Annotated in this window: 21 protein-coding genes; 11 read left to right on the forward strand and 10 right to left on the reverse strand. The window is 58.5% G+C overall.

The annotated features are described in order from the left end of the window. Positions 1-96: 96 nt before the first annotated feature. From ETAA8_RS05205 to ETAA8_RS05215, 3 genes are all read right to left on the reverse strand, one after another. The gene (locus tag ETAA8_RS05205; RefSeq protein ID WP_145085885.1) at positions 97-657 is read right to left on the reverse strand and encodes a hypothetical protein; all 561 of its coding nucleotides are present in this window, start codon (positions 655-657) and stop codon (positions 97-99) included. 875 nt (positions 658-1532) lie between these two features. Further along, the gene (locus tag ETAA8_RS05210) at positions 1533-2027 is read right to left on the reverse strand and encodes a hypothetical protein (protein ID WP_145085888.1); all 495 of its coding nucleotides are present in this window, start codon (positions 2025-2027) and stop codon (positions 1533-1535) included. Positions 2028-2036: 9 nt separating this feature from the next. After that, on the reverse strand, positions 2037-2681 hold the full coding sequence (locus tag ETAA8_RS05215) for a HEAT repeat domain-containing protein (protein ID WP_145085891.1): 645 nt from the start codon (positions 2679-2681) through the stop codon (positions 2037-2039). Positions 2682-3055: 374 nt separating this feature from the next. Between ETAA8_RS05215 and ETAA8_RS05220 the strand changes: the two genes are divergently transcribed. Both ETAA8_RS05220 and ETAA8_RS05225 read left to right on the forward strand, forming a co-directional pair. Continuing rightward, complete coding sequence (locus ETAA8_RS05220; protein ID WP_145085894.1) at positions 3056-3952, forward strand: ThuA domain-containing protein; 897 nt, start codon at positions 3056-3058, stop codon at positions 3950-3952. Between the two features lie 117 nt (positions 3953-4069). Then, complete coding sequence (locus tag ETAA8_RS05225; protein ID WP_145085898.1) at positions 4070-5071, forward strand: ThuA domain-containing protein; 1002 nt, start codon at positions 4070-4072, stop codon at positions 5069-5071. Positions 5072-5122: 51 nt separating this feature from the next. Here the strand turns inward: ETAA8_RS05225 and ETAA8_RS05230 are convergent, their stop codons facing one another. Next, on the reverse strand, positions 5123-6322 hold the full coding sequence (locus ETAA8_RS05230; protein WP_202921570.1) for an N-acetylglucosamine-6-phosphate deacetylase: 1200 nt from the start codon (positions 6320-6322) through the stop codon (positions 5123-5125). 160 nt (positions 6323-6482) lie between these two features. Here ETAA8_RS05230 and ETAA8_RS05235 point away from each other — a divergent pair, with 160 nt between their 5' ends. From ETAA8_RS05235 to larA, 5 genes are all read left to right on the forward strand, one after another. After that, a complete protein-coding gene (locus ETAA8_RS05235) occupies positions 6483-8114 on the forward strand; it encodes a tetratricopeptide repeat protein (protein ID WP_145085904.1) in 1632 nt (543 codons plus the stop codon). A 3-nt stretch (positions 8115-8117) separates the two neighbouring features. Continuing rightward, the gene (locus ETAA8_RS05240; protein WP_145085907.1) at positions 8118-9389 is read left to right on the forward strand and encodes an HlyD family secretion protein; all 1272 of its coding nucleotides are present in this window, start codon (positions 8118-8120) and stop codon (positions 9387-9389) included. 100 nt (positions 9390-9489) lie between these two features. Beyond that, positions 9490-10191, forward strand: coding sequence for an ABC transporter ATP-binding protein (locus ETAA8_RS05245; protein ID WP_145085910.1), 702 nt, complete (start codon positions 9490-9492; stop codon positions 10189-10191). Between the two features lie 225 nt (positions 10192-10416). Continuing rightward, positions 10417-10719, forward strand: a complete 303-nt coding sequence (locus ETAA8_RS05250) for a small basic protein (protein WP_145085913.1) — start codon at positions 10417-10419, stop codon at positions 10717-10719. Between the two features lie 111 nt (positions 10720-10830). Next, positions 10831-12102 (forward strand): nickel-dependent lactate racemase, encoded by a 1272-nt coding sequence (larA, locus tag ETAA8_RS05255; RefSeq protein WP_145085917.1) that lies wholly within the window; start codon positions 10831-10833, stop codon positions 12100-12102. Positions 12103-12114: 12 nt separating this feature from the next. Here the strand turns inward: larA and ETAA8_RS05260 are convergent, their stop codons facing one another. The 3 genes from ETAA8_RS05260 to ETAA8_RS05270 form a co-directional block, all read right to left on the reverse strand. After that, positions 12115-12921 carry a 1-acyl-sn-glycerol-3-phosphate acyltransferase gene (locus ETAA8_RS05260; protein WP_202921571.1) on the reverse strand — a complete coding sequence of 269 codons (807 nt, stop codon included), beginning with the start codon at positions 12919-12921 and terminating at the stop codon, positions 12115-12117. A 32-nt stretch (positions 12922-12953) separates the two neighbouring features. Then, on the reverse strand, positions 12954-14240 hold the full coding sequence (locus tag ETAA8_RS05265) for a hypothetical protein (protein WP_145085923.1): 1287 nt from the start codon (positions 14238-14240) through the stop codon (positions 12954-12956). A gap of 99 nt (positions 14241-14339) precedes the next feature. After that, the gene (locus ETAA8_RS05270; RefSeq protein WP_145085926.1) at positions 14340-14906 is read right to left on the reverse strand and encodes a DJ-1/PfpI family protein; all 567 of its coding nucleotides are present in this window, start codon (positions 14904-14906) and stop codon (positions 14340-14342) included. A gap of 203 nt (positions 14907-15109) precedes the next feature. Between ETAA8_RS05270 and ETAA8_RS05275 the strand changes: the two genes are divergently transcribed. Both ETAA8_RS05275 and ETAA8_RS05280 read left to right on the forward strand, forming a co-directional pair. After that, positions 15110-16300 (forward strand): hypothetical protein, encoded by a 1191-nt coding sequence (locus ETAA8_RS05275; RefSeq protein WP_145085929.1) that lies wholly within the window; start codon positions 15110-15112, stop codon positions 16298-16300. A gap of 269 nt (positions 16301-16569) precedes the next feature. Next, complete coding sequence (locus ETAA8_RS05280; RefSeq protein ID WP_145085932.1) at positions 16570-17634, forward strand: hypothetical protein; 1065 nt, start codon at positions 16570-16572, stop codon at positions 17632-17634. 1 nt (position 17635) lies between these two features. Here ETAA8_RS05280 and ETAA8_RS05285 read toward each other — a convergent pair whose 3' ends face one another. Then, positions 17636-18490 carry a JmjC domain-containing protein gene (locus ETAA8_RS05285; RefSeq protein ID WP_145085935.1) on the reverse strand — a complete coding sequence of 285 codons (855 nt, stop codon included), beginning with the start codon at positions 18488-18490 and terminating at the stop codon, positions 17636-17638. A gap of 260 nt (positions 18491-18750) precedes the next feature. Here ETAA8_RS05285 and ETAA8_RS05290 point away from each other — a divergent pair, with 260 nt between their 5' ends. Next, complete coding sequence (locus ETAA8_RS05290; protein WP_145085938.1) at positions 18751-19041, forward strand: GlsB/YeaQ/YmgE family stress response membrane protein; 291 nt, start codon at positions 18751-18753, stop codon at positions 19039-19041. Positions 19042-19066: 25 nt separating this feature from the next. Here the strand turns inward: ETAA8_RS05290 and ETAA8_RS05295 are convergent, their stop codons facing one another. Together ETAA8_RS05295 and ETAA8_RS05300 are read right to left on the reverse strand one after the other, a co-directional pair. After that, on the reverse strand, positions 19067-20419 hold the full coding sequence (locus ETAA8_RS05295; RefSeq protein WP_145085941.1) for a DUF1501 domain-containing protein: 1353 nt from the start codon (positions 20417-20419) through the stop codon (positions 19067-19069). Positions 20420-20530: 111 nt separating this feature from the next. After that, positions 20531-21178 (reverse strand): methyltransferase family protein, encoded by a 648-nt coding sequence (locus ETAA8_RS05300; RefSeq protein WP_145085943.1) that lies wholly within the window; start codon positions 21176-21178, stop codon positions 20531-20533. Between the two features lie 373 nt (positions 21179-21551). Here ETAA8_RS05300 and ETAA8_RS05305 point away from each other — a divergent pair, with 373 nt between their 5' ends. Next, complete coding sequence (locus tag ETAA8_RS05305; RefSeq protein WP_145085946.1) at positions 21552-22670, forward strand: GTP-binding protein; 1119 nt, start codon at positions 21552-21554, stop codon at positions 22668-22670. The last annotated feature ends 2 nt before the right edge of the window (positions 22671-22672 follow it).

Below are 22672 nucleotides of genomic sequence, written 5' to 3' on the forward strand. Positions count from 1 at the left end.
AAGCATCGCCACTAACCTCAATCGCATCAAGACTTTTTCACTCTCGCCAAAAAGGGTTCACGGCGTTGCGTGCCACCCAACGCCGCAAATAGAATCTCATTGCACGATCAGATTAAATTGAATAAGTGAATGTTCAGCACGAATGCATGTCTCAAGTTCTAGATCCCAACGAAAGCGATTCTCGGAAATCTCTGACCATGTGCCGTATCGATTGCGATTTACCCAGTCTATCAGTGTCGTTCCATGTACAGTTCTATTTGCCTGACACTTATTCAGGATATTGAGTTCGTATACCCCCCTGAGCCATCCGTCGTCAAATGCCCGTCCCAAAACTCCACGACTCATCCATCTACCAAGCCTGTCTAGATCGTCTGCAGGCAATTCTGCGCTCGCGTATCCTGATACAACTCCACCGCACCAAAGCGGTGGAACAAACCCATAAGGGATAGTTGTCATCAGCGCATACGAACTCCCTAAACACCTTGCGCAGTCGATTGTTAGCTGACGCATTGTTGCTGCAATGGACTCATCACGCCCTTTCACTACCGAAATGTTTAAACACCCCTGCTGAAAGAAGGTGATTTTCTCGAAATCTCTTTGCAATAACGCTTTCGACGATTGCTCACTAATCGTAAACCCCTCAATTTCATCCTCCATGCAACGGCTGATATTTGCGACTGTAGCTCTGCCGCACCGCTTACTTTTTCCTCCCTTACAGACACTTAACGAAGTATTAGTGCCGTCCGTAAACATTAAGTCAGACCGAGCTCTCAGGAGAAATGTACGGAATAAATCTTTCTGAAATGATAATCCATAGAGACAGCAGCATACAACAGGCTGAGAATCATTCATAAATTACCTCATGGGTATTGCGCGAACACTTGATCTGGAGTTAAAACAAGCGGCATCCGCGTCCGCCCCTCTGGTAAGTCTCCCAAGGCCTTAGAAAACTTTCCCAATAACTCCTCGAAGTCAGTAAGTAGGTCAGGCAGGTACTCCTGCCTGACAGAACCAGAGTTAGATTTGTTCAACGCCGGCACATATGCTCACCCGCGTTCCCTAGCAGGTCAGGAGGCACGTAGTCAGACAAATGCCCGCTGCCGATGGTTGTGGGCGAGAATGGCTTTGTGGCAATTCTCACGAGTCGCTTTGTTTCCACGGTCTCAATGTTCGCACTACATGACTGACTGACCTACATGGCTGAGATGCGAAGTCCATTCGCTCTCCATACACCACGTCAGCACAATCGCCGTCAATTAGTAATCTATTCCAAATCGATTCACATAATTCGACTGGGGTAGCAGTCGCACATGCGTTTGTGAACTGGCTCATTCGCTGGACTCGTTGTTACGATCGAGGGTGGAAGCCAGCAGTCGTCGAACAAGCGCTCAATGTCATCTGGTTAACCCACTCGCTTGCGCGGGTAGACTGCGAATTCACCGGGGTAACAGTTCAACGGCCGCAAGCGGCCCGGTTAACCAGCTTTGGCAACCTAACATCCGTCGATAGTTTAGCTACTACCAGCTGGCATGTTACTTCGTTACCAGCCGTTTCATCACGTGGGTACTGGGCGGGGCGCTGCCGGCCCAGGCTTGAAGGTAGTATTCGACGACGGCCAGCACTTCGTCCTTTTGCGTGCCCCAATGCAGGTAGAGGCCGCGGAGCGGAGCCACGCGCGTCAGCCGATCGTCGGGCAGCAGCAGCAGCCCGTGGCGGCGAACTTCGTAGGAGCGAATGGCCGTCCAGCCAATTCGCCGCTCAAAGCCCAGGCAGCGTTCTTTGATGCCGGTGGCTCCGAGCGAAATCTGCACGGGGAGCCAATTGCGCCAGATGGCGGCGTAGCCAATCAGCCCGACAATCACCCCTGCCCACCATTGATCGAAACGCCAGGCCACCGCCAGGCCGGCCAGCAGCGGAATGAGCATAGCCACCCAAGCACCCAAGCCACGATCGCGCAGCGGCAGATGCCAGACCGTGACTTCCTCCGGCGCGACGCGAATGTGCAGGCTGATGCTGTGCTCACGCATGCGGCGACTCTATTGCCTGGGGAGCAGGCGTGGTTCGGTCAGCGGCCCAGGGGCTGAACCTGAAGTTGGGGCTGGAGCCGGCGCGGGTGGCAAGGGCTCGGGTTGCACGAGCGACCGCATCAGCGCGGGAATGGCGGCGGCTGCATCGGGACCGATGCGACCGAGCGTCCGGGTCGCCACCTTGCGAACTTCGGGATCCGGATCGTCGAGCAACGGTACCAGGTCGTTCACGGCACTCTTCGCATCTGAACCCATCCGGGCCAGCACTTCCGCGGCCTGAATTTTGATCTGCGGATCGGGGCTGCGCAGCGCCTGCTGCAGGTAGGGAATCGCTTGCTGTCCGATGCGGCCCAGCGCGTCAGCAGCGGCCTGCTGTTCGGTCCATTGTTCGAAGGGGATGATTTCGGGAGCCTGCGGCCGATAGACTTCCATCACCGGCGCTGGAACTGTGGGTGCCGCGCCGGTCGTCAGGCTCGTTTCGTACGTGGCCCGCTGGACGCCATCGAGAGAAGATTGAATTCCCGGCGTGCGCACTGGTTTGGGGGTCGGATAGGGATCGTAGCCGCAGCCAGCGTGCAGCAGACCACTGCCAGCCAACAGACTTGCCGCGAACCAGCGGTATTCCCCAGCCGAAATGAAATGCAACTTGAGCATGATTTCGCCTCCGCGACGCCTCTTCTCCAACCGCACGAACTCCACCTTTAAGCATGGTCGTTACGAGCCGCGTTGTCCATTGCCAAAGCCGGTCGCCGCCGGTTCAAATTAACCTCTCCGCAGCTATCGCAGCGGCGCAATCGGCATAATCGTCCGCTTTTCGCAGGGGTAGCCAATGTTTGCTACTTTCGCCGCCAAGGCAGCGGAAGAGTGCAATGCGATTGCAACCCAGTCGAATTCTTTCCAGCGAGTAGTCATCGCCCGCTGTGCTTGTCTCGCCCAAGCTTTCTTCTCGCTGGGCGGAGGATTACACTGGCCGGCGATCCGCTTTGCTTTTCCCCTCCATCAACGTTCACCTCCCCGGAACTTCATCGATGCGATTGCTCATTCAAACCGCGTTGAGCCTGCTGCTGGTCGCAGCGCTCGTTCTGCCCGCTGCCGCTGCAGATGCAAAACTGAAAGCACTGATTGTTGAAGGGCAGAACAATCACGGCAATTGGCCGCAAACAACCAAGATGATGAAGTCGTACCTGGAGAAGTCCGGGCTCTTCACTGTCGATGTGGCGACGACGGCACCGAAAGGGACCGATCCGAGCTTTAAGCCGGAGTTCAAGAAGTACGACGTCGTCGTCTCGAACTACAACGGAGCCGAGTGGCCGGAAGAAACCAAGACCGCGTTCATCGACTATGTAAAGGGTGGCGGCGGCCTGGTGATCGTGCATGCGGCGAACAATTCGTTCGGCAACTGGCGCGAATACAACGAGATGATCGGCATTGGAGGCTGGGGTGGCCGCAACGAGAAGAGCGGTCCGTACGTTTACTTGGACGCGGCCGGCAAACTGGTTCGCGATACTTCCCCGGGCAGCGGCGGACATCACGGCCCGCAGCATCCGTTTCAGATCATCGTCCGCGATGGGGACCATCCCATCACCCGTGGTCTGCCGCGCGAATGGATGCACATGAACGACGAACTCTACGACAAGCTGCGTGGCCCGGGCGAAAACATGCAAGTGCTCGCCACGGCGTTTGCGGACCCGAAGAAAGGTGGCAGCGGTCGCCATGAACCAATGCTGATGACGCTCGAATATGGCAAGGGAAAGATTTTCCACACGCCCATGGGTCACGGCAACGATTCGCAGGAGTGCGTGGGCTTTATCACCACCCTGCAGCGCGGCACCGAATGGGCAGCGACCGGCAAAGTGACCGTCCCTGTTCCCGACGATTTCCCCACCGCCGACAAGACCAGCCAACGGAAGTTTGAGGCAAAGTAATTGCAGATTGCAAATCGAAGATTGCAGATTGAGAAGATGATTCCCTCGCTTGTATTTCAATCTGCAATCTGACATCTAAAATCTGCAATCAATCACTCTCCACGAAAGTTAACACCCATGTTCTGCCGTTTGTTGTTCTCGTGCTTGTTGATTCTGCCTCTCGCCGCTTCCGCCGCGGGCGTTGTTTACGAAGGGACAGAAGGGCTCGGCAAGGGAAAGCATGTCGTCCTCGTCGCTGGCGACGAAGAATACCGCAGCGAGGAAGCCCTGCCGCAATTGGGGCAGATCCTGGCCAAGCATCATGGTTTCAAATGCACGGTGCTGTTTCCCATTGCCGAAGACGGCACGATCAATCCCGATGTCAGCAACATTCCGGGGCTCGAAGCGCTCGAGACTGCCGACCTGATGATCGTCGGCCTCCGCTTTCGCGACTTGCCCGATGACCAGATGAAGTACATGGCCGAGTACATCGAGTCGGGCAAGCCAATCATCGGGCTGCGGACGTCGACGCACGCCTTCAACATCCCGAAGGGAAAGACCTACGAGAAGTACAGCTTCAACTTTGGCGGCCAGGACTACACCAAGGGCTTCGGCCGGCAAGTGCTGGGAGAGACTTGGGTGAACCATCACGGCAAGCACGGCAGTCAGGCGACTCGCGGCATTTTTGCCAAGGGTCAGGAATCGCACCCGATCCTGATGGGAATTGCCGACGGCCAGATCTTTGGGCCAACCGACGTCTATACCGTCAACCTGCCCTTGCCGGGCGACAGCGTGCCGCTGGTGCTGGGACAAGTGGTCGACGGCATGAAGGAAGAAGACAAGGCCCTGGAAGGTCCGAAGAATGACCCCATGATGCCCGTCGCCTGGACCAAGACTTACACCACCAGCAGCGGCAAGAAGGCCCGCGTCTTCACGACCACCATGGGAGCCTCGCAAGACCTGCTCAACGAAGGTGTGCGGCGCATGATCGTCAACGCCAGCTTTTGGGCACTCGGCCTGGAAGGCAAGATTCCCGATAAGACCGTCGTCGACATAGTCGGCGATTACAAGCCCACCCGCTTCAGCTTCAAGGGATACACCAAAGGCGTGAAGCCAGAAGACCACGCTTGGAAGAAGTAGGGGAAATGCAGAAGTAAGAACGCAGAATGCAGAACGAAGATACCTTTGCATTTATTCTGCATTCTGCATTTTGCGTTCTGCATTCGAAGAACACCAATCGCCAGAGTTCATTGTTCCTCTCACTGCCAACTTCGTGGTCCCCACTGTCGGTTCGTCAAACAGCACGAGATTGGCTGGGCAGCCGACGTCGAGGCGGTGATTGGTCACGCCGATCAATGCAGCAGGCTGAGTGGAGGCCATTTCAACAGCAGTGGCGAGGTTCACACCTGCGAAGCGCATAACCTGTGCGACGCAGGTGTCCAGCAAAAGCGAAGCGCCGGCGAGAATATCGCGCTGGCCAGCCACGACCAGTTTGCCACTCGCCAACACTTCGAGGTCGCCCAGTCCTGTGGCATAGGTGCCCGGGGGCATGCCTCCCATGGACGTAACGTCGCTGACCAAAATGCAGCGCTGGGGACTCTTCGCGCGGATCATCGCTTTCACTACCGCTGGTGGCAGATGATGGCCATCGACAATCAAACTGGCGACTAAACGATCTTCGGCCAGTTGATCCCAAATGTAATTGGGATGACGCTTGATCTGTGGATGAGCACCGTTGCCCAAGTGGGTGCTCAGGCGAGCACCGGCATCGACGGCTGCTGCAATCTGGTCGCTATTGGCGTTGGTGTGGCCAATAGCTACGAGAACGCCCATCCGGGCTGCTTCGCGAATGACTGGAATCGCCTCGGCATATTCGGGCGAGATGGTCAGGAGTTTTATCTTTCCCCGCGCGGCGTCTTGGAACTTTTTGAATTCATCCAGCGTAGGAACGCGCACATGCTGAATCGGGTGAGCACCGCGCGGGCCATCGAGCGGAGAGATCCACGGTCCTTCGCAGTGAAAGCCCGGAATGCGCGCGGCAACTTCGGGCAGCTGGTCGATCGCCCGCGCCAGCACCGCGAACGAATTGGCCAACACCTGCTGGCTATCGGTGGTGCAAGTGGCGAGAAAACTAGTGCAGCCGCCAGCGTCCATATCCATGGCCACTTCGCGGACCTTTTCGATGGTCAGCTGCTGGTCGTTGAACTCCCGGCCCCGATAGCCATTGATTTGCAGATCGACAAAGCCCGGTGCCACAATCGGCAGGGTCTCCGCGGCCAGCGAATTCAGGGCCACTTGCCGGGCGGGAATAATGGAATCGATAGTTCTGCCCTTCACTGCGATTTCGACCGGGCGGAGCGAATCGTAGCGGCGGGCGACGATGGTCGGCATATTGGCAACAGCTTTTGGGGGGCGGGGAATATTAATCGCGGTAGTCTGCCTAGGCGTCAGACTCGCATAGCGTTGAAACGCTGGCTGCGCCATAATAGCGGCATGCGGGGACCGCTGCACGGTGCGGCATTGGCCGTCCTTGAATTTTGGAGCTATCGCCATGCGATTCATCTCGTTAGTCGTTTTGACCTCAATGCTGGTGCTTGCACCGGCAGTTTCTTATGCCGCGAACGAAGGCCAGGAAGACCTCGATAAAGCCATCGACCTGCAATTGAACGTGCAGTCGCTCGCCGACTTGGAAAAGGTCGTTAGCCTCGCAGAAAGTGCCCTCACCAAGGGGCTGGAAAAAGACAACGCCGAGTTCGCCCGGCAACTGCTGGCGGCCACGCTCTTTCAACATGCCAACCGGCTGAGCGCTGCCATCTTCGAACAAACGCCTCCCAGCCCGCGCTGGCCGTTCATTCGCAAGATTGCCCTGGCCGATCTCGAAAAAGCGCGCAAGCACGACCCGAAACTGCCCGACACGTTTCTGCTGATTGCCAAGTTGCAGATTTTGCCCGATGGCGATGAGAAGGCTGCTTCTGAAGCAATCGACGAAGCGGTTCGCTTGCTCAAGGCCAAGGATAATTCCAAGGCTTATGCCGATGCGCTCGTCCTGCGGGCCCAGATGACCGAAGACATGGACGCGAAGTTCAACGACTTCGATGCTGCCGTGAAGGCCGACCCACGCAACACCAGCGCGCTGCAAGCTCGGGCCCTGATGTATCTGGAAAAAGGCGAAAACGAAAAAGCCACGGCCGACCTGCAAGCCGCGGTCGAGTTGCAAAAGGATAATCCGCAAGTCCTTGGCGCTTTAGCCGAGGTAATGACGAATTTGAAGAAGTACGACGAAGCCCTCAAGCTGTGCGACCAGGTAATCAAGCTCAAGCCGCAAGAAACGCTGGGCTACAACCTGCGTGCTCGGGTCCACGTGCTCAAGGACGATCTTAAGTCCGGTATCGAAGACTTGAATCAGGCATTGAAGATCAATCCCGAAGATCTCCCGGCGCTCCTCATGCGCAGCGGACTGCTGGCTGCCGATGGCAAGCCGGAAGACGCTAAGGCTGATGTTGAAAAGGCTCTGCGGATCAATCCGAACGTACCGCAGTCAATCTTGATGAAGAGCCGGCTGGCGGCCCAACTTGGCAAATTTGGCGAAGCGATCAGCGATGTGCAAACGCTGCTCCGTTCCGATCCCAAAAACGCCGACTATCGCCTGCAATTGGCTCTCTACCTGCAAGGTGATAAGCGGCCCCGCCGGGCCCTGGAAGTGTTGAATGGCCTGATTGATGATGACTCGAAGGATGCCGACCTGTACCGCACCCGCGGCGATGTGCTGCTAAGTGTGAACAAGCACGCCGAAGCGATTGCCGACTACGAAGCAGCGTTGAAGATCGATCCAGAAGATACTGGCGTCTTGAATAATCTCGCCTGGGTTCTGGCCACTTCGGAAACCGAAAGCGTGCGCGATTCCAAGCGTTCGATCGAACTGGCCACCAAGGCCTGCGAACTCACCAAGTACGAAAAGGCCCACATCCTCAGCACCTTGGCCTCGGGTTATGCTGAGAAGGGTGACTTCGAAACGGCCATCAAGTGGTCGACCAAGGCCGTGGAGTTGGGCGAAGGCGAAGTCAAAGATCAGCTGAAGAAGGAACTGGAAAGCTACAAAGAAAAGAAGCCGTGGCGCGAAGCTCAAAACGTGGAAGAGAATACCAAGCCACTCGGACCAGCATCCAACGACCTGGAGACTTAGTACATGTCGGGCGGAAATCCTGCGGTGCTCGATCCCTCGACTGGCGACGGCACCGCCAACGGAGAAAACCTCGAGGATCGCGTCCGGTCGCTCCGGCTTTCTTCTATTCCGCAGGGAGGCGATTGGTTTCGTTCGCTAGTTCTCTTGGTCGTCGGCGCTGGCTTTCTGGGCATTTTGTTCTACCTGGTGCGCGAGACGTTGGAGGCGAATCGCGGTGCGGCGGCGCCCGGGGCGGTCGCCACGACAGCTGCGGAAAACAACTCCTCGCCCGAACAGCCGACCAGCAATGGTTCCGAAGCGGGCTCGAACAACGGTGCGGCAAATGTCCCCGCCGCTCTCAGCCGGCCGGGAACTACGGCGCTTGAGTCGCAGGGCTATATCATTCCCGCGCATCAAATCCTCGTCAGTCCGCAGGTCAGCGGGCGGATCATCGAGTTGCATATCGAAGAAGGTCGCCGCGTGGACAAAGGCGCGATTCTCGCTCGGCTCGAAAACACCGAGTATCAAGCGGACGTTGACCGCGCGAAGTCGACCGTCCGCGCTGCCAGCGAACGACTCCGCGAGTTAGAAAACGGCAGTCGTCCCGAAGAGATCGCTCAGGCCAAGGCCGAACTGGGTGAATCGCAGGCTCAGCTTTCGCAGCTTCGCAGCCAATGGGAACGCAACTCGGAATTGCGCAAGACGAATGCCATTACGCAGCAAGATCTCGAACAGTCCGAGAGTGCGTACCGAGCCATGGAAATGCGAATCGTTCGACTAACACAGTCGTTTCGCCTGATGGAGCTCGGCCCGCGCGACGAACAGATCGAAAACGCCCGCGCACTTCTCGAACAGGCGAAGGCCGAGTTGACCAAGGCCGAGTGGCGATTAGGGAACTGCATTATCAAGGCCCCGATCAGCGGCACCATTTTGAAGAAGAACGCCGAAGAGGGAAACATCGTGAACCCGATCGCCTTCAACGGTTCGTTCAGCCTGTGCGATATGGCCGATCTGTCCGACCTGGAAGTCGACCTCAACGTGCAGGAACGCGATATCTCAACAGTCTTCAAGGGACAGAAGTGCCGCGTACGTTCGCTGGCTTATCCTGAGCGAATTTACGAAGGCTATGTCTCGCGGCTCATGCCCATCGCCGACCGCGCCAAAGGGGCCGTACCGGTGCGCGTAAAACTTTCGATTCCACCGGAAGAAGAAGGTGTGTACCTGAAGCCCGAAATGGGCGCAACGGTCACGTTTTTGAAGGCTGAGGCAGCACCTACAGCGGCCCCACCCCAGTAGAATACAAACCGGCATTGGCCCAGCGCGCGGCGACTGACTGGCTCGGCCACCATTTCGATTCGTTCAGCCCCCTGTGATCCAGCTCGAGAATTGATCCAAGATGAAGTCTGGTCCGGCGATTGTCAGCGTGCAGGGAGTGCACAAGTATTTCACCCGTGGCAGCGAACGCGTGGACGTGCTCAACGGTTTGAATCTGGATGTGGCGCAAGGAGACTTCCTGGCACTGATGGGCCCCAGCGGTTCGGGCAAGACGACATTGCTCAACTTGATTGCCGGGCTCGATACGCCCAGCGAGGGGCAAGTCTGGGTCGGCGGCAACTGCATTTCGCAACTGTCCGAGGGTCAGCTGGCGCAGTGGCGCACGCGGCACATTGGCTTCGTCTTCCAGTTCTATCACCTGCTTCCCGTCCTCACGGCCTACGAGAACATCGAACTGCCGCTGTTGCTGCTCCCTCTAAGTGGGGCGGCGCGGCGAAAGCAAGTCCGTACGGCCCTGGAGTTAGTGGGCTTGAACAACCGCGAAAACCATCGCCCCGGCCAGCTTTCCGGCGGTCAGCAGCAGCGCGTGGGAATTGCCCGGGCCATTGTGACCGACCCCACGCTGATTGTGGCCGACGAACCGACGGGCGACCTGGACGCCAAATCGGCCGACGAGATTCTAAGCTTGCTGCAGGTTCTGCAGCGGACTCTGAACAAGACCATCATCATGGTCACTCACGACCCGCGGGCAGCCGAACGGGCCTCGCACGTGCAGCGGCTCGACAAGGGACGCCTGGTCGTCGGCAATGCTGCGGAGCATTAGGCGCTTTTGGCCCATGCCACATCACTTCCGCGGTTGCCAACGGGGCCGGAGATTTCTATACTGGTCGATTCGCCTGAGCTGGCCTGCTGTGCAAGCGCTTGTGCAGCTGGCGGAAGAGTACGGGCCATTTTTGCTTAAACATTGACGCTGCCGGTAGTTACTGCAGCCAATTTGAGCGACGAACATTGCTGGACGGCACCGCTGACGAGCGGCCGGGAGAAAGTCATGACGATCGATAAGAGTCTGAAGGTTAAGGGCAGCGGTATTCAGAACCGGAACGTGCTGACCCGCGCCGAACGCGTGACGCAGCTGATGGCTGCCGAAAAGTTCAAAGAAGGGGACAAGGTGCTCGGCCTGCCGAAGGTCCGCGTCTTCAAGCTCTCGCTGAAGAAAAAGAAGAAGGTCAAGACGGAAGAAGGGGCCGAAGCCGGGAAGGCTGCTCCTGCTGCCAAGGGTGGAGCTGCCAAGGGTGGAGCCGCAGCCGCCAAGCCAGCCGCCGGTGCTGCGAAGCCCGCTGCCAAGAAGTAAGCGACTCAGTTCCGTTGACAATCCTCCTCGCGTTTCGCGTGAGGAGTACTCCGTGCGCGGCAGCCTGCCGTGCGCGACGAGAACCAACTGCAGACCCCGCGAGGTTCGGCCATGCGCGTCAAGCTCGAGTACGGTCGCACGGGCCTCTATGCCGATCTGCCCGCAGATCGAGTCGTCCGCACGTTGCATTATAAAGATGCCCCGCCCCTCCCCGATCCGGTCGCTTCGCTGGCCAGCGTGCTGGCAGCGCCTCTGGGTACGAGGCCTCTCGCCGAATTAGCCGCCGGCAAACGTACTTGCTGCATCGCCATCTGCGATATCACAAGGCCAGTTCCCAACGAGTTGATCCTCCGCCCGCTCCTCGCCACGCTCGAAGCCAGTGGCATCGCGCGAGAGAACATCCTCATTCTGGTCGCCACGGGCCTGCACCGCGAAAGTACGGACGAAGAAGTGCTGGAAATGGTGGGGAGTGAGATCGCCGCGAACTATCGCGTTGAGAATCATCACGGCCAGGAGCGCGACGAACATACCTACCTGGGGGACAGCCCACGCGGCGTGCCGATTTGGATCGATACACGGTATGTCGAGGCCGAACTGAAAATCACGATCGGGCTGATCGAACCTCACTTCATGGCTGGCTACTCAGGTGGGCGTAAGCTCATCTGCCCAGGACTTGCCGCGCTGGAAACGGTGAAGGTTTGGCACGGGCCGGCGTTTCTCGAACATCCACGGGCCGAGAGTGGTTCGCTCGAAGGAAACCCGGTCCACGAAGAAAACACTTGGATCGCCCAGCGCGCGGGCTGCGACTTTATTGTGAATGTGGTGATCGATGCCCAGCGCCGACCGCTGAAGTTCGTCGCCGGCGATATGTTGCAGGCCTTCGCCGAGGGAGTAAAGTTTTGCAGCCAGGTCGTACACGACTATCTGCCCGAGCCCGTCGAGATTGTCGTCACCAGCGGGGCCGGCTATCCACTCGATACGACTTTCTATCAAGCCGTGAAAGGAATGAACGGCGCCCTCTCGATCATCAAGCCCGGCGGCACCATCATCCTCTGCGCGAGCATGAGCGAAGGAATCGGTAGCCCGCAATTTCAGCAGCTCTTTCGTGAAAACAGCACGCTGGAAGGGTTCATGCAGCGAATCACCGGTGAAGGTTACTTCGTGATGGATCAATGGCAGCTGGAAGAGTTGGCCAAGGTTCGCCGCAAGGCCCGTGTGAAAGTCGTGACCGACGGTCTGCCGGCTGAAACGCTGCGCGGCCTGTTCGTCGAATGGGCCCCGAGCATCGAGCAAGCCGTGGCCGAATCGCTGGCCGAATATGGCCCCACGGCGAAGGTCGCCGTCATACCGAAGGGCCCATACGTTCTTGCGCAATTAGCGTGAAGTGGTGGTCAACTACTTACTCTTCCTTCGCTCTTCGGCAGCTTCGAAGTCGGCGGTGATTTGAGCATCGGTGGGTTTCCAATTTCGGCCGGCAAGTTGCGGCTCAAAGTCGGGCTGCCCGGCGAGGGCGGCAAGGGCTTTCAAAACACGGAGCATGACGAGTTGCACGGCCTCGGGATCGTCTTCGCGGCCATAGTACTCTGAGATGTCGAGCAGCGGGCCAACGCGTACGACGACATTCGCCCGCATCAGGAAAGGGCTCCAGGCCGCGTTGCGATAGGGTGAGCCTTGAATGAAAACCGGCAGCAGGGGCACGCGAGAGTTCATCGCCACGACGGCTGCCCCAGGGCGACACGGCAGCAGAATCTGCTCGGTCATGTTGATGCGCCCTTCCGGAAACATGCCGACAATGCCCCCCTTGGCGGCGTGACGCATGGCGATCTTGGTGGCCGCCGTATCGATCCCGCCGCGACCGACCGGAATCACTTCGCAGAGCTTCAGGAAAAGGCCGAAAATGGGATGCACGCAGTATTCGCGGGCCACCATCCAATAAATTTTTCGATGGCAGGCGGTCTGCACAAAAAAGGGATCGACGCTGCTGCGATGATTGCAGACGATCACCGCGCCGGTCTCTTCGGGGATCGGCAATTTCGGCGGCAACTTAGCCCGCCATTGCCAGCGGGCAAACAGGTAACAAACACCCCAGAAAACGGCCTGGTGGGGTGCGAACCGGCTGAAGAGTCGCAGGTAAATCAACCAACCGACGAAGGCAGTAACAAGCACGCCCAGCGCGATCAGAATCCATTGCAGCGCGGTCACTTGGTACTCCAGAACAACTCAATTCTCCGCAGCTATTCGGCTACGTCTTCGTCCTTGGGTGGGCTCACGGGATAACTGCCGGGGGAATCGGTCGGCGGTGCGTCATCGCTCAGCATCGCGCGGCGGGCGGTTTCCAAATGCACATCTTCGTCTTCTAAGTGCACCTCGTCCATCTCCTTATCATCGACCGCTTTGCGCAGTAGGAGAAAAATCGCGGCAGCAGAGACGAAAAAGTAGCTGAAGGCTGCCGCAGTGGTGACCACTTCGACGAGGGAGACGAACAAACCAATGAGCCAGACGCCTGTATCGTGAGTGGCCGAGCCACCGACATCGCGGCCCGCCTGGGCCAGCGGCAGTTGCTCTTTGATCTGGGTGATTCGCTCGGCTCCCGCGCCCCAGGCGGTTCCCCAAAAACCGAACTCCACCGCCAGACCGGCGAACAGTTGCACTGCGGTCAAAGCCAGCGCGCCAAGGCTCACGGCCACGACCGCATAGAAGAAGTAGTGCAGCGGTTTGCCATAAACATAGGAAAACGCTTCGCTGAACGCCTGCAGCGCATCGCCATCGCGTTTGGCTCCCACGGCGGCAATCATCAGCGGCCAACCGAACAACAGGCCGACCAACAGCCAGGCTGCGACCAGGCCCAGCACAATCACCAACATCCAAACGAGGCCGGCAATCACCAGCCCAATCTCCAGGTTCATCAACCACCCCAGTGGCACAAGCAATAGGCCCAGGCCAAAAAGCGCGAAGAGGGGTGCAATCGGCGCGAGCAAGTATTGCAGATAACGCCGCAGGACATAGCGCACCGCATCGACCCAATCGTAGGCCTGCTCACTCCCCAGTTCGACAAGCGCCAGTCGCGTAATCACGCCGCCGACAAAGGTCCAGATGATGGTCGAGAGCAAAAACCCGAAGAGATAATAGACGACCTGATTCCAAGGTGTGGTGTAGTCGAACAGTTGCCGTACTGGCTCTGTCAAATGGGCATACGGCTGCAAAACCGTCCCCGTTGCACTGGGCAAATAACCGGCGGCTGTAAGGGGAATGTGCGCTGTGATTCGTTCCGACGGCAGGTAAGGCCAGCCGATGAAATCGGCGCGCTGCACGCTGTCGTATTCGACCTGCGTCAGAAACATGAAGCCGCTCGACCACCAGACGAACGAAGACAGGGCCAGCGCGCCGGTAGCGAGCATCAATGGGCCGGGAGCAATGGCCACGCGAAAGACACGCAGCAAAATGAGCCACGGAAAGACCTCGCGCCAGACAATTTTGCGCACCGCGATTCGCTCGTGCGCGGCGACCTGGTTTTCGTTCATAGCAGCCTCAATGGTGTCGTACCAAGTCGGTTCATCAGCGAGTTCGTTCGGGCGAACTCGGTGCAGTCAATTATGCTTCGCGTCGTTTGCCATCACCAATCATTTCGCTCCGTCGAGCAGCTTCAAGAACTCACGCATCAACGGCGCGTTATCATGCCAGGTGCGCGACGAGATGAGTTGGCCATCGATCACCACGTCGCGATTCACATACTTGCCGCCACCTTGTTCAACATCGAGTTGGCACTTGGCGACGGTGGCGACGTTCTTCCCTTGAATGATGTTGGCTGCGGTCAGGATTTCGACGCCGTGACAAACCGAGGCGATTGGCTTGCCTGCCGCGGCCATTTCGCGTGTGATGCGCAGCAAGTCTTGATCGTAGCGAATGTATTCCGGGGCTCGACCGCCACTAATGAACAGGCCGGCGAAGTCGGCCGCGCGGCAATCGCGAAAAGCCATCGTCGCCCGAATGAAGTAGCCCGGGCGTTCTTGGGTGATATCCCAGGGAATGCTGGAGTCTGGCGGAATCTCGTGAAGCACCGTGTGATAGAGCCGGGCTTCGGGACCAGCCACGACGACCTCGTACCCCGCTTCTTGCAGACGAAAGAAGGGATAGAACGTATCGAGCGCTTCGGTGGCATCGCCGATTGGCAGCAAGACTTTTGGCATGAGAGGTTCTCTCTAGAATTGAATTGCCCAGCCCCCGCCGCAGGGGCCGGGGTGAAGGGCGTTTTCTGCTACTCACCGCCGGTCAGATTAGCGAAGGCCGCAATTCGGGACCAGTAGCCGATGCCGCGCGAAGGGTGGTACGATGGGTCTTTGCCCGCCCGACGTTCACTCCTTCCTTTCCGCGTTCCAGCGAGCGTTTTGCCATGAGTTCCGCTCCTCCCGCAACTGCCTCTGCCGCCAATATCCCAGCTGCCAGCGTTCAGCAATTGCAGTCGTCGCTCGCCCAAGGGGGAGCAGCGGCGGTGCTGGTGCAGGCCGCCGAGCAGCTGCGGAAAGAAAAGCGGCACCACGAATTGTTTGAAGCCCTAAAGATGCAGCTGCGGTTGCGGCTGGGTTTGCCCCTGCAATCGAGCGAAGGGAGCGATGGCCTAAGCGAGCCGCTGCGCAAGGAACTCGAAGACGGTTTGATTGCTGCCTGCCGCGAAGTGGGGACGCTGTTGATTAAGGAAGGGAAGGTTCGCGAAGGGTACATGTATTTGCGCCCCGTCGGCGAACTGGCCGAAGCCCGGGCATTGCTCGAGCAGGTTGTGCCCGACGAAGACAACACCGAAGAGCTGATTGAAGTGCTGCTGCACGAAGGGGTCGATATTGGCCGAGGCTTTCAGCTGATGATCGATCAATACGGCACCTGCAGTTCAATCACCCAGTACGAGCAATCGGTGGCTCGCCGTCCGCGGCACGAACAACAGCCCGCCGCGCGCAAGCTGTTGCAAAAGGTGCATAGCGACCTGGTCGGCAGTGTGAAGCACGATATTGCTCGTCAGGAAGGAGGCACACCGCCAGAGAATACACTGCTCGAACTCATTCGCGATCGCGAATGGCTCTTCTTCGAAAATGCTTATCACATCGACACGACACATCTGGCCGCCACAGTTCGCAATGCCCGCGTGCTAACCGACCCCACAGACCTACGGATGGCTCTCGACCTGACCGAATATGGCCGTCGCCTCAGCCAGCAGTTTCAGTATCAAGGCGACGAGCCCTTCGCCGATCAATACCCGTCGAACGCGCTCTATTTTCAATCGCTGCTTGGCGAGAACGTTGACGAAGCCATTGCCTACTTTCAACAGAAGTCCGAACTGCTCGACCCGCAATATCACGGCAGCGTGCCGATTGAAACTTATGTCGAACTCCTCGCGCGATTGAACAAACCAGGCCAGGCGATTGCCGCCGCGATCAAGCTGAATCCCAAAACCGTCGCCCCCATCGGCATGGCACCTTCGCTCATCGAACTGGCTATTCAAGCCAAGCAGTTCGACGCCGTGCTCAGCCACTGCCAAGAGCAGGGGGACATTTTGGGTTATGCGGCCTGCCTGGCTGCGAAGGCGAAGTAAATAATTCAGTTGAAATGCATTCGCAGTATCTGGCTTGAGCGGCAGCGAGTCTTTGCCAGCTAGTCTTGGCCTTCACTGCTGAAAGAAAGTTACTCGCGAGGCTTAGCAATCGAGCCTGTCGAGTTGCAGCGAAGAGCACGACAAGCAAGATGCTTGATTCTCAGTAAAAACTGAACTTCTACTCCTTCAGCCGCCGGTGTTATGTTGCGTATGCCGGCGGCTTGATTTTCGCGAGCGTGCTAGCAATTGGAATGGCAGGGAGCCGTATTATGTCGCGCTGGATGATCGCTGGAATCTTGTTTTTTTTCGCGGCCGACCTCGCGCTGGCTCAGCAGGTGGTGCAACCAGCCGCTTATGACGCGCGGCCCGAATCGACTCCTGCCGATCAGGCCGTCGATGTTCCTCTCGATCAGCTCGGTAAGAAGTTCCGCCTCATCGGTAAGTTGCGCGTGCCGCTGGGCGACGTGGTCAAGGTGCAAGGCATCGTGGTGAATAGCCGGGCAAAGGGGTACGACAGCGGCATCAGCGTGCGGGTTTATCGGGTGAACGGACTGGCCACGCAGGAGTTCATTCAGATCAAGTTGAACGACTACTACGGCCGCGATGAGATTCCGAATCTCGAAGTCGGCAAGGCGTTCGAGTTCGAAGGTTTTGAAACGGGTGGTTTCGTCGGCATCCCGCCTGCAGCTTACAAACGGGCCGGTGCGATATTGGCAACTACCGATCAATACTTCTTGCACGAACTGACCGTCTACGAACAAACCGAAATCAAGCTGCAGCCTTTCTCACCCGCCGACTTCGTCGGACGCGAAGCCCTCATTCAAGGGCAAGCCACCAACGAAGGAGGCTCGGCCTACATCGCCGCTGGGAACTGGCGACTGCTCGTAGACAATGGCACGCCCTGGCCCCGCGCGACCGAAGGCAAAGTGGTCGAAGCCCGCGGCACCATTCGCACGTTGGGCAACAAGACGGGCACTTATCGCCTGGACAAAGGCGGCAAAGGCGCGAGCGCCCGACTCGTTCAACTGGCCGATCAACTGGGCAAGCAAGTAATCTTGCGTGGTACTCTCTCGACCAAAACTGCCGCTCCTTCTTTCTTCTATCGCGGCTCCGAAGTTCACCTCGAAAACGCCGCCAAACTCGCGAGCCAACTAGCAGCCGGTTCCACCACAGTCGAAGTCACCGGCCTCCTCGAACAAGGGCCCGTGAAAGTCGCCTCGCTCGACAGCCTCAACGGTGAGCAGATCATTCACCGCGGCTACATCCTCCGCAAAGCGACCCTCAAGCCCGCCGATGCCCTTTTGGCGATTGAGCGGGCCGAACCGCTGGAGTAGCTCAAAGCGAGTTGCCTCTCGCTCGAATGAAAGCAGGCACCAGCGACTTGTTCTGCATTCTCCGCTGCAAATCTTTCGCGAGTTCCGCAAACATCTCCTGGCACTGCGCGGCGACTTCTTCTGGAGTTTTTGGATTCGCTGCACCGAGCACCGGCAGGCGCTGCCGCCAGCGGAGGTCGTCGAGCAGTTGCGTGCGGAGGAAGTCGAACAGGTCGATGCCAGTGGGTGAGAGGATCCCGATGGAGAGTGACGTCGAGCGCTCGGTCGCGCTGGTGCGGTGCCAGTAGCCGGCAGGAATATAGAGCCAGTCGCCGGCTTGCAGCGTGCAGTGCAGAGCGGGCATGATTTCGCGCTCGTAGCGCATGTCGGCGGGAATCGTCTCGACGAGGGGCCACGGGTTGACTGTGTTCTTCCGCAGCCACCAGTCCTTCGAGCCTTCGGTCTGCAGGATAAAAACCTCTTCGGCATCGTAGTGCCAACTAAAGCCCGGCTGCTCGGCCGGCGTGCAGTAGATGTGTACGTCGATGGGAGCCAAAAACTCGGCTTGAAACTCAGCTGCGATCTTCGCCAGGACCGGGTCGTGCTTGTCGGCATGCCGCAGGCACAGCGTATAGCCCGCCGCGAGCGCCTCTTCGCCCAAGGCGGCACTGTTCACCGGCGGTCCTTCCCACGGTCGCCCCTCGCGCGTGACGAGCAGGTCCAATTCCGGCTGAGGCAAAAGTTGCTGGCAGGTCGTAGCTGCGTCCCAAGCAATTACATCCAGGCAGCCACCCGGTCGGGCGAATGGCGTGCGAAAAAAGTGTTCTTCCAAAAAGGTAGCGGCGGAAACGTCGCCCAGCAGTCGCTGCAAAATCATGCTCGCGGTCCTCCGCCGCCAGCTTAACAAAGGAGTGTGGATCTGTTGCGCGGGCGGTCAAAGTTTGCTCAACATGTTGCTCCTCTGCCCAACTGTCGCCAGGCGAAACTGCAAAACGAGAAGAAACGGCCTGAAATAACCACTATTTCGCCCGTGGTGACAATTGGCACGGCACGTGCAATCTGGGGTGACGCAATTCGCCAGGCGCGAGGCGAAGCAAACTGGTTCTTCAGATCACGCACCGTTCGGGGGTTACAGACATGGCTACGTTAGGTTCAATCATCGTGTGGGCAATCTTCGGTCTCGTGGTTGGGTTGATCGCGCGAATGCTCTATCCCGGTCGCCAATCGATGGGGCTGATGATGACGATGCTGCTCGGCATTGCCGGGTCGCTCGTTGGCGGGTTCATCTCGTGGGGCCTGGGATTCCGGCCCGAAGATGGTGCCTTCCGCGGTGCCGGTTGGATCATGTCGATCGTCGGCGCGCTGATTGTCGTCTGGCTCAGCTTGTATGCTTCGTCGCGCGGCACCGGTAGCTATCGCGGCGCGTAATCTGGCAGCTATTCGCGAAGAACGTTCAGGCCAATAACTCGCGGATGGGTTTGCCCTCCGCGAGTTTGATCGGCCGGCCTTGATCGGAAACGTTTTTCGTTTCCGGATCGATACCTGCCGCTGTGCAGAGTGTGGCGAGTACGTCGCCGACGTCGACTTTCCCTTCTTCGACGGTTTCGCCATCGTCGCTGGTCTGGCCATAAGCCTGGCCACCTTTGATTCCACCTCCCGCGAGCACACACGACCAGGCTGCAGGGAAGTGATCGCGGCCACCTTGCATGTTAATCTTCGGCGTGCGGCCGAATTCGCCAATCCAAAGTATGGTCGTCGAAGCCAGCAGTCCACGGTCCTGCAGTTCTTCCATCAGTGTGCCCCAGCCCGCGTCAAGTTCAGTCGAGAGGGTCTTTACGGCGGCGAAGTTCGCGATGTGCGTATCCCAGCCGATTCGATTCTCGGCCAAGTCGCCCAGCGAGACTTCGACAAACGATACGCCGCGCTCGATCAACCGGCGCGCCATCAAGCAGCCCTGACCGAATCGGCTCCGACCATAGGCGTCGCGAACTGCGGAGGGCTCTTGAGTCAGATCAAAGGCTTCTGCCGCGCGGCTGTCCATCAACTTGAGTGCCCGCTGATAGACCGTGTTCTGAGCTACCGGCACCGGCCCGCGATGCGTGGCGAGAAAACTCGCTTGCAACGACTTCCATAGTTCCAAGCGCTCGTTCATCTCTTGCTTGCTGACGTGAGACGGCGGCACCAGGTCGTCGACCTTCATCTCCGCATAGCTCGCCGTGCCGGGCATCGGTGGCTGCAGTGAATCGTTCGCGCCAACAGTCAAGGGCGAATAACGGGGACCGAGAAAGCCGGGACCAAACGCCTGCGGATTGAACGCCCGATAGGGAGCAATCGCCACATTCTGCGGGACGGCGTCTTCCTCGCTGCCGAGGGCCTTCGATAGCGACGAACCAATGCCCGGATATTGAATCGGCCCTTGGGGTTGATGCCCGGTTCGCATCAAGTAGGTTCCGCGACCGTGATCGCCCTCCTTGGTGCTTAGGCTCCGAATCACCGCCAGGTGATTGGCCAACTTGCCAAGCTTGGGCAAATGCTCGCTGAACTTGAGGCCCGCCGCAGCGGTTGCCACTTCTTTGAACTCGCCGCCGTTGGCATGGCCGGGCTTCATGTCGAAAGTATCGGTCTGCGTGGGGCCGCCCGTCATCCAGAGCACGAGGCAATGCCGCCGAGTCTTCTGCGGTTCCGCCTGCTTAGCGTCTGCTGCGTGCAGGGTCGTTGCCAACCCGCTGCGACTGAAGCCCAACAAGCCCAGCCCGGCTGCCTGCAACCACAGACGTCGCCGTGTGGAAAACTCGGCTGGAAACATCGCGAGCGCTCCGAGAGAGAAGAGTAAGTACCGATCTCACTCTCTATTGGGACCGCTCTGCCGGCGCAATGCAAGTGCCAGCCGTGGAGACGCCCGCAATTCGCCGGGCAATCAAGCCGTGGCAGCGTGCCAGATCCAAAGGGCGAGCAGGCCGATGACGGAGGCGAAGACGGCTTGATACTCGCGATTGTAGAGCCACTGGCGAAACGAGAAGCCGACGAGGTTCGGTCGGCTCCAACGCGGGATGAAGCGGGGCGTCGATTGTTCGTAAGCTTGCCACGCATCGGGAAAGTTGCGGGCCATGTGAATCTCTTCTTGCCGCACTTTGTTCAGGTACATCGCCAGCAGCGGGCCGAGGACCATCCACATGGCGATCCAGTCGCGCAAGAGAATGCTAAAGCCGAGCATCATCAGGAACGAGCCGATGTAGAGCGGATTGCGCACCAGGCCATAGGGGCCCGACTTGGTGATTTCCGAAGATTTGTGCAGGGTGCCGGCAGCCCACGAACGAACAAACAGGCCGATCAACAACAGTGCTTCACCCGCGAGCGTGGCCCAGTTGGTGAGATTGAGCACATCGCAGGGACGCGATTTCCAAAGGAGCACATCGCACACGATGAGTGTGGTGAAGACCACCAGCGTCACGCCCATCCGCCGCCTGGTCGCCAGCTGAAAGGCCACGTGCCACCAGCGGCGGGACAAAGTACCCCACGAGGGATTGCTGACTGCTTCGTTAGCGGGTGCCGCTGCGGAGTTCATGGGGCAGGCTTTCACTTGAACCGCGGGACAGGTACAGCTGCGGGCATGACATCATTTCAATGACATTGCGGGCGGATATATCTCAATTAGTTCGCAGGAAAACAAGTTCAATCCGGCTGCCCTTGATAAAATCAGGAGGGGCAGCGCACTCGGCAGGTTAGGTATCAACAACGGAGCACGCGTTGCTATCGTCGTCACGCTACTTTCATCGGCGCTGCTTCCCGCTGGCATGCAGATTGTTTCGCGATCTGCGCATATTCCCCCGCCCTCCAATTAGGTTGTTGTTGAGCGCGGGGGTGGCTTTTAGAATTAGCGACGTAAACCCCACCGTTATTTCCCAGTGCTCAACCCATTGCGCTCGCCCAGGATCGATATGTCCGCCACCCCACCCACGATTCGCTTCATCATGCTGGGCGGCTTTCTCGGAGCCGGCAAAACCACGGCCATCGGTCGCCTGGCGTGGCACTATCAGAGTCAGGGGCTGAAAGTGGGGATTGTGACGAACGATCAGGCCACCGACCTGGTCGATACGCAAAGCTTGCGAGCCCAGGGTTTTGAAGTGGGAGAAGTTCCCGGGGCTTGCTTCTGCTGCAACTTCAACGCGTTGACGAAGACGGTGGCAGACCTGAGCGCCGACGAGCGGCCCGATGTCATCCTGGCCGAGCCCGTGGGAAGTTGCACCGACCTGGTCGCCACTGTCATTCGTCCCCTGCAACAACTGTTTGCCGCTCACTTCGATGTCGCGCCTTACGGAGTGCTGCTGAAGCCCAGTCACGGTGGGCGCATCTTGCGGAACGATGCCCGCGCCGGTTTCTCGCCGCAGGCGGCCTACATCTTTCGCAAGCAATTAGAAGAAGCCGATTTCATCGTCATCAATCGCGTCGATCAACTCCCGCCAGCAGAAGTCGAAGAGTTGACTCGGCTGTTAAACTCCGCTTATCCCGGCACACCGGTGCTGCGAACATCGGCCCAGTCGGGCGAGGGCTTTCCGGCGCTCGTCGAACTGGTCGATCAGAAAGGGCGGTTCGGTCAGCGGAAGATGGAGCTTGACTATGACGTGTATGCTGCCGGCGAAGCGGAACTCGGTTGGCTCAATAGTAGCCTGAAGATTTCTTCGAACGAGCTCATCGATCTCGATCGCCTGCTGATGGAGATTGTGACGACCCTGGAAGCTTCGTTCCGCGAGCTTAACGTCGAAACAGCTCACCTGAAAACGATTGGCCTGGCTGATGGCGTGTATGCCGTTGCCAATCTGGTAAGCAGTTTTTCGGCACCAGAGTTGTCGCTCCCCTCGAAGGCGAAAGTGCGCGAGGCGCAGGTGATCGTCAACGCGCGGGTGGCGACGTTGCCCGCGGTGCTGACGGAGCAAGTTGCTGCGGCCCTGGAAAAGGTTTTCCTGCAGCATCGGGCTACATTGCACGTGCAGCAGACGCAATCGTTCCAGCCCGGGCGGCCAGTGCCGACGCACCGGCTGGAACCCAGCCCGCAGTAGTT

The sequence above is a fragment of the Anatilimnocola aggregata genome, assembly GCF_007747655.1.
Classification (GTDB): Bacteria; Planctomycetota; Planctomycetia; order Pirellulales; family Pirellulaceae; genus Anatilimnocola; species Anatilimnocola aggregata.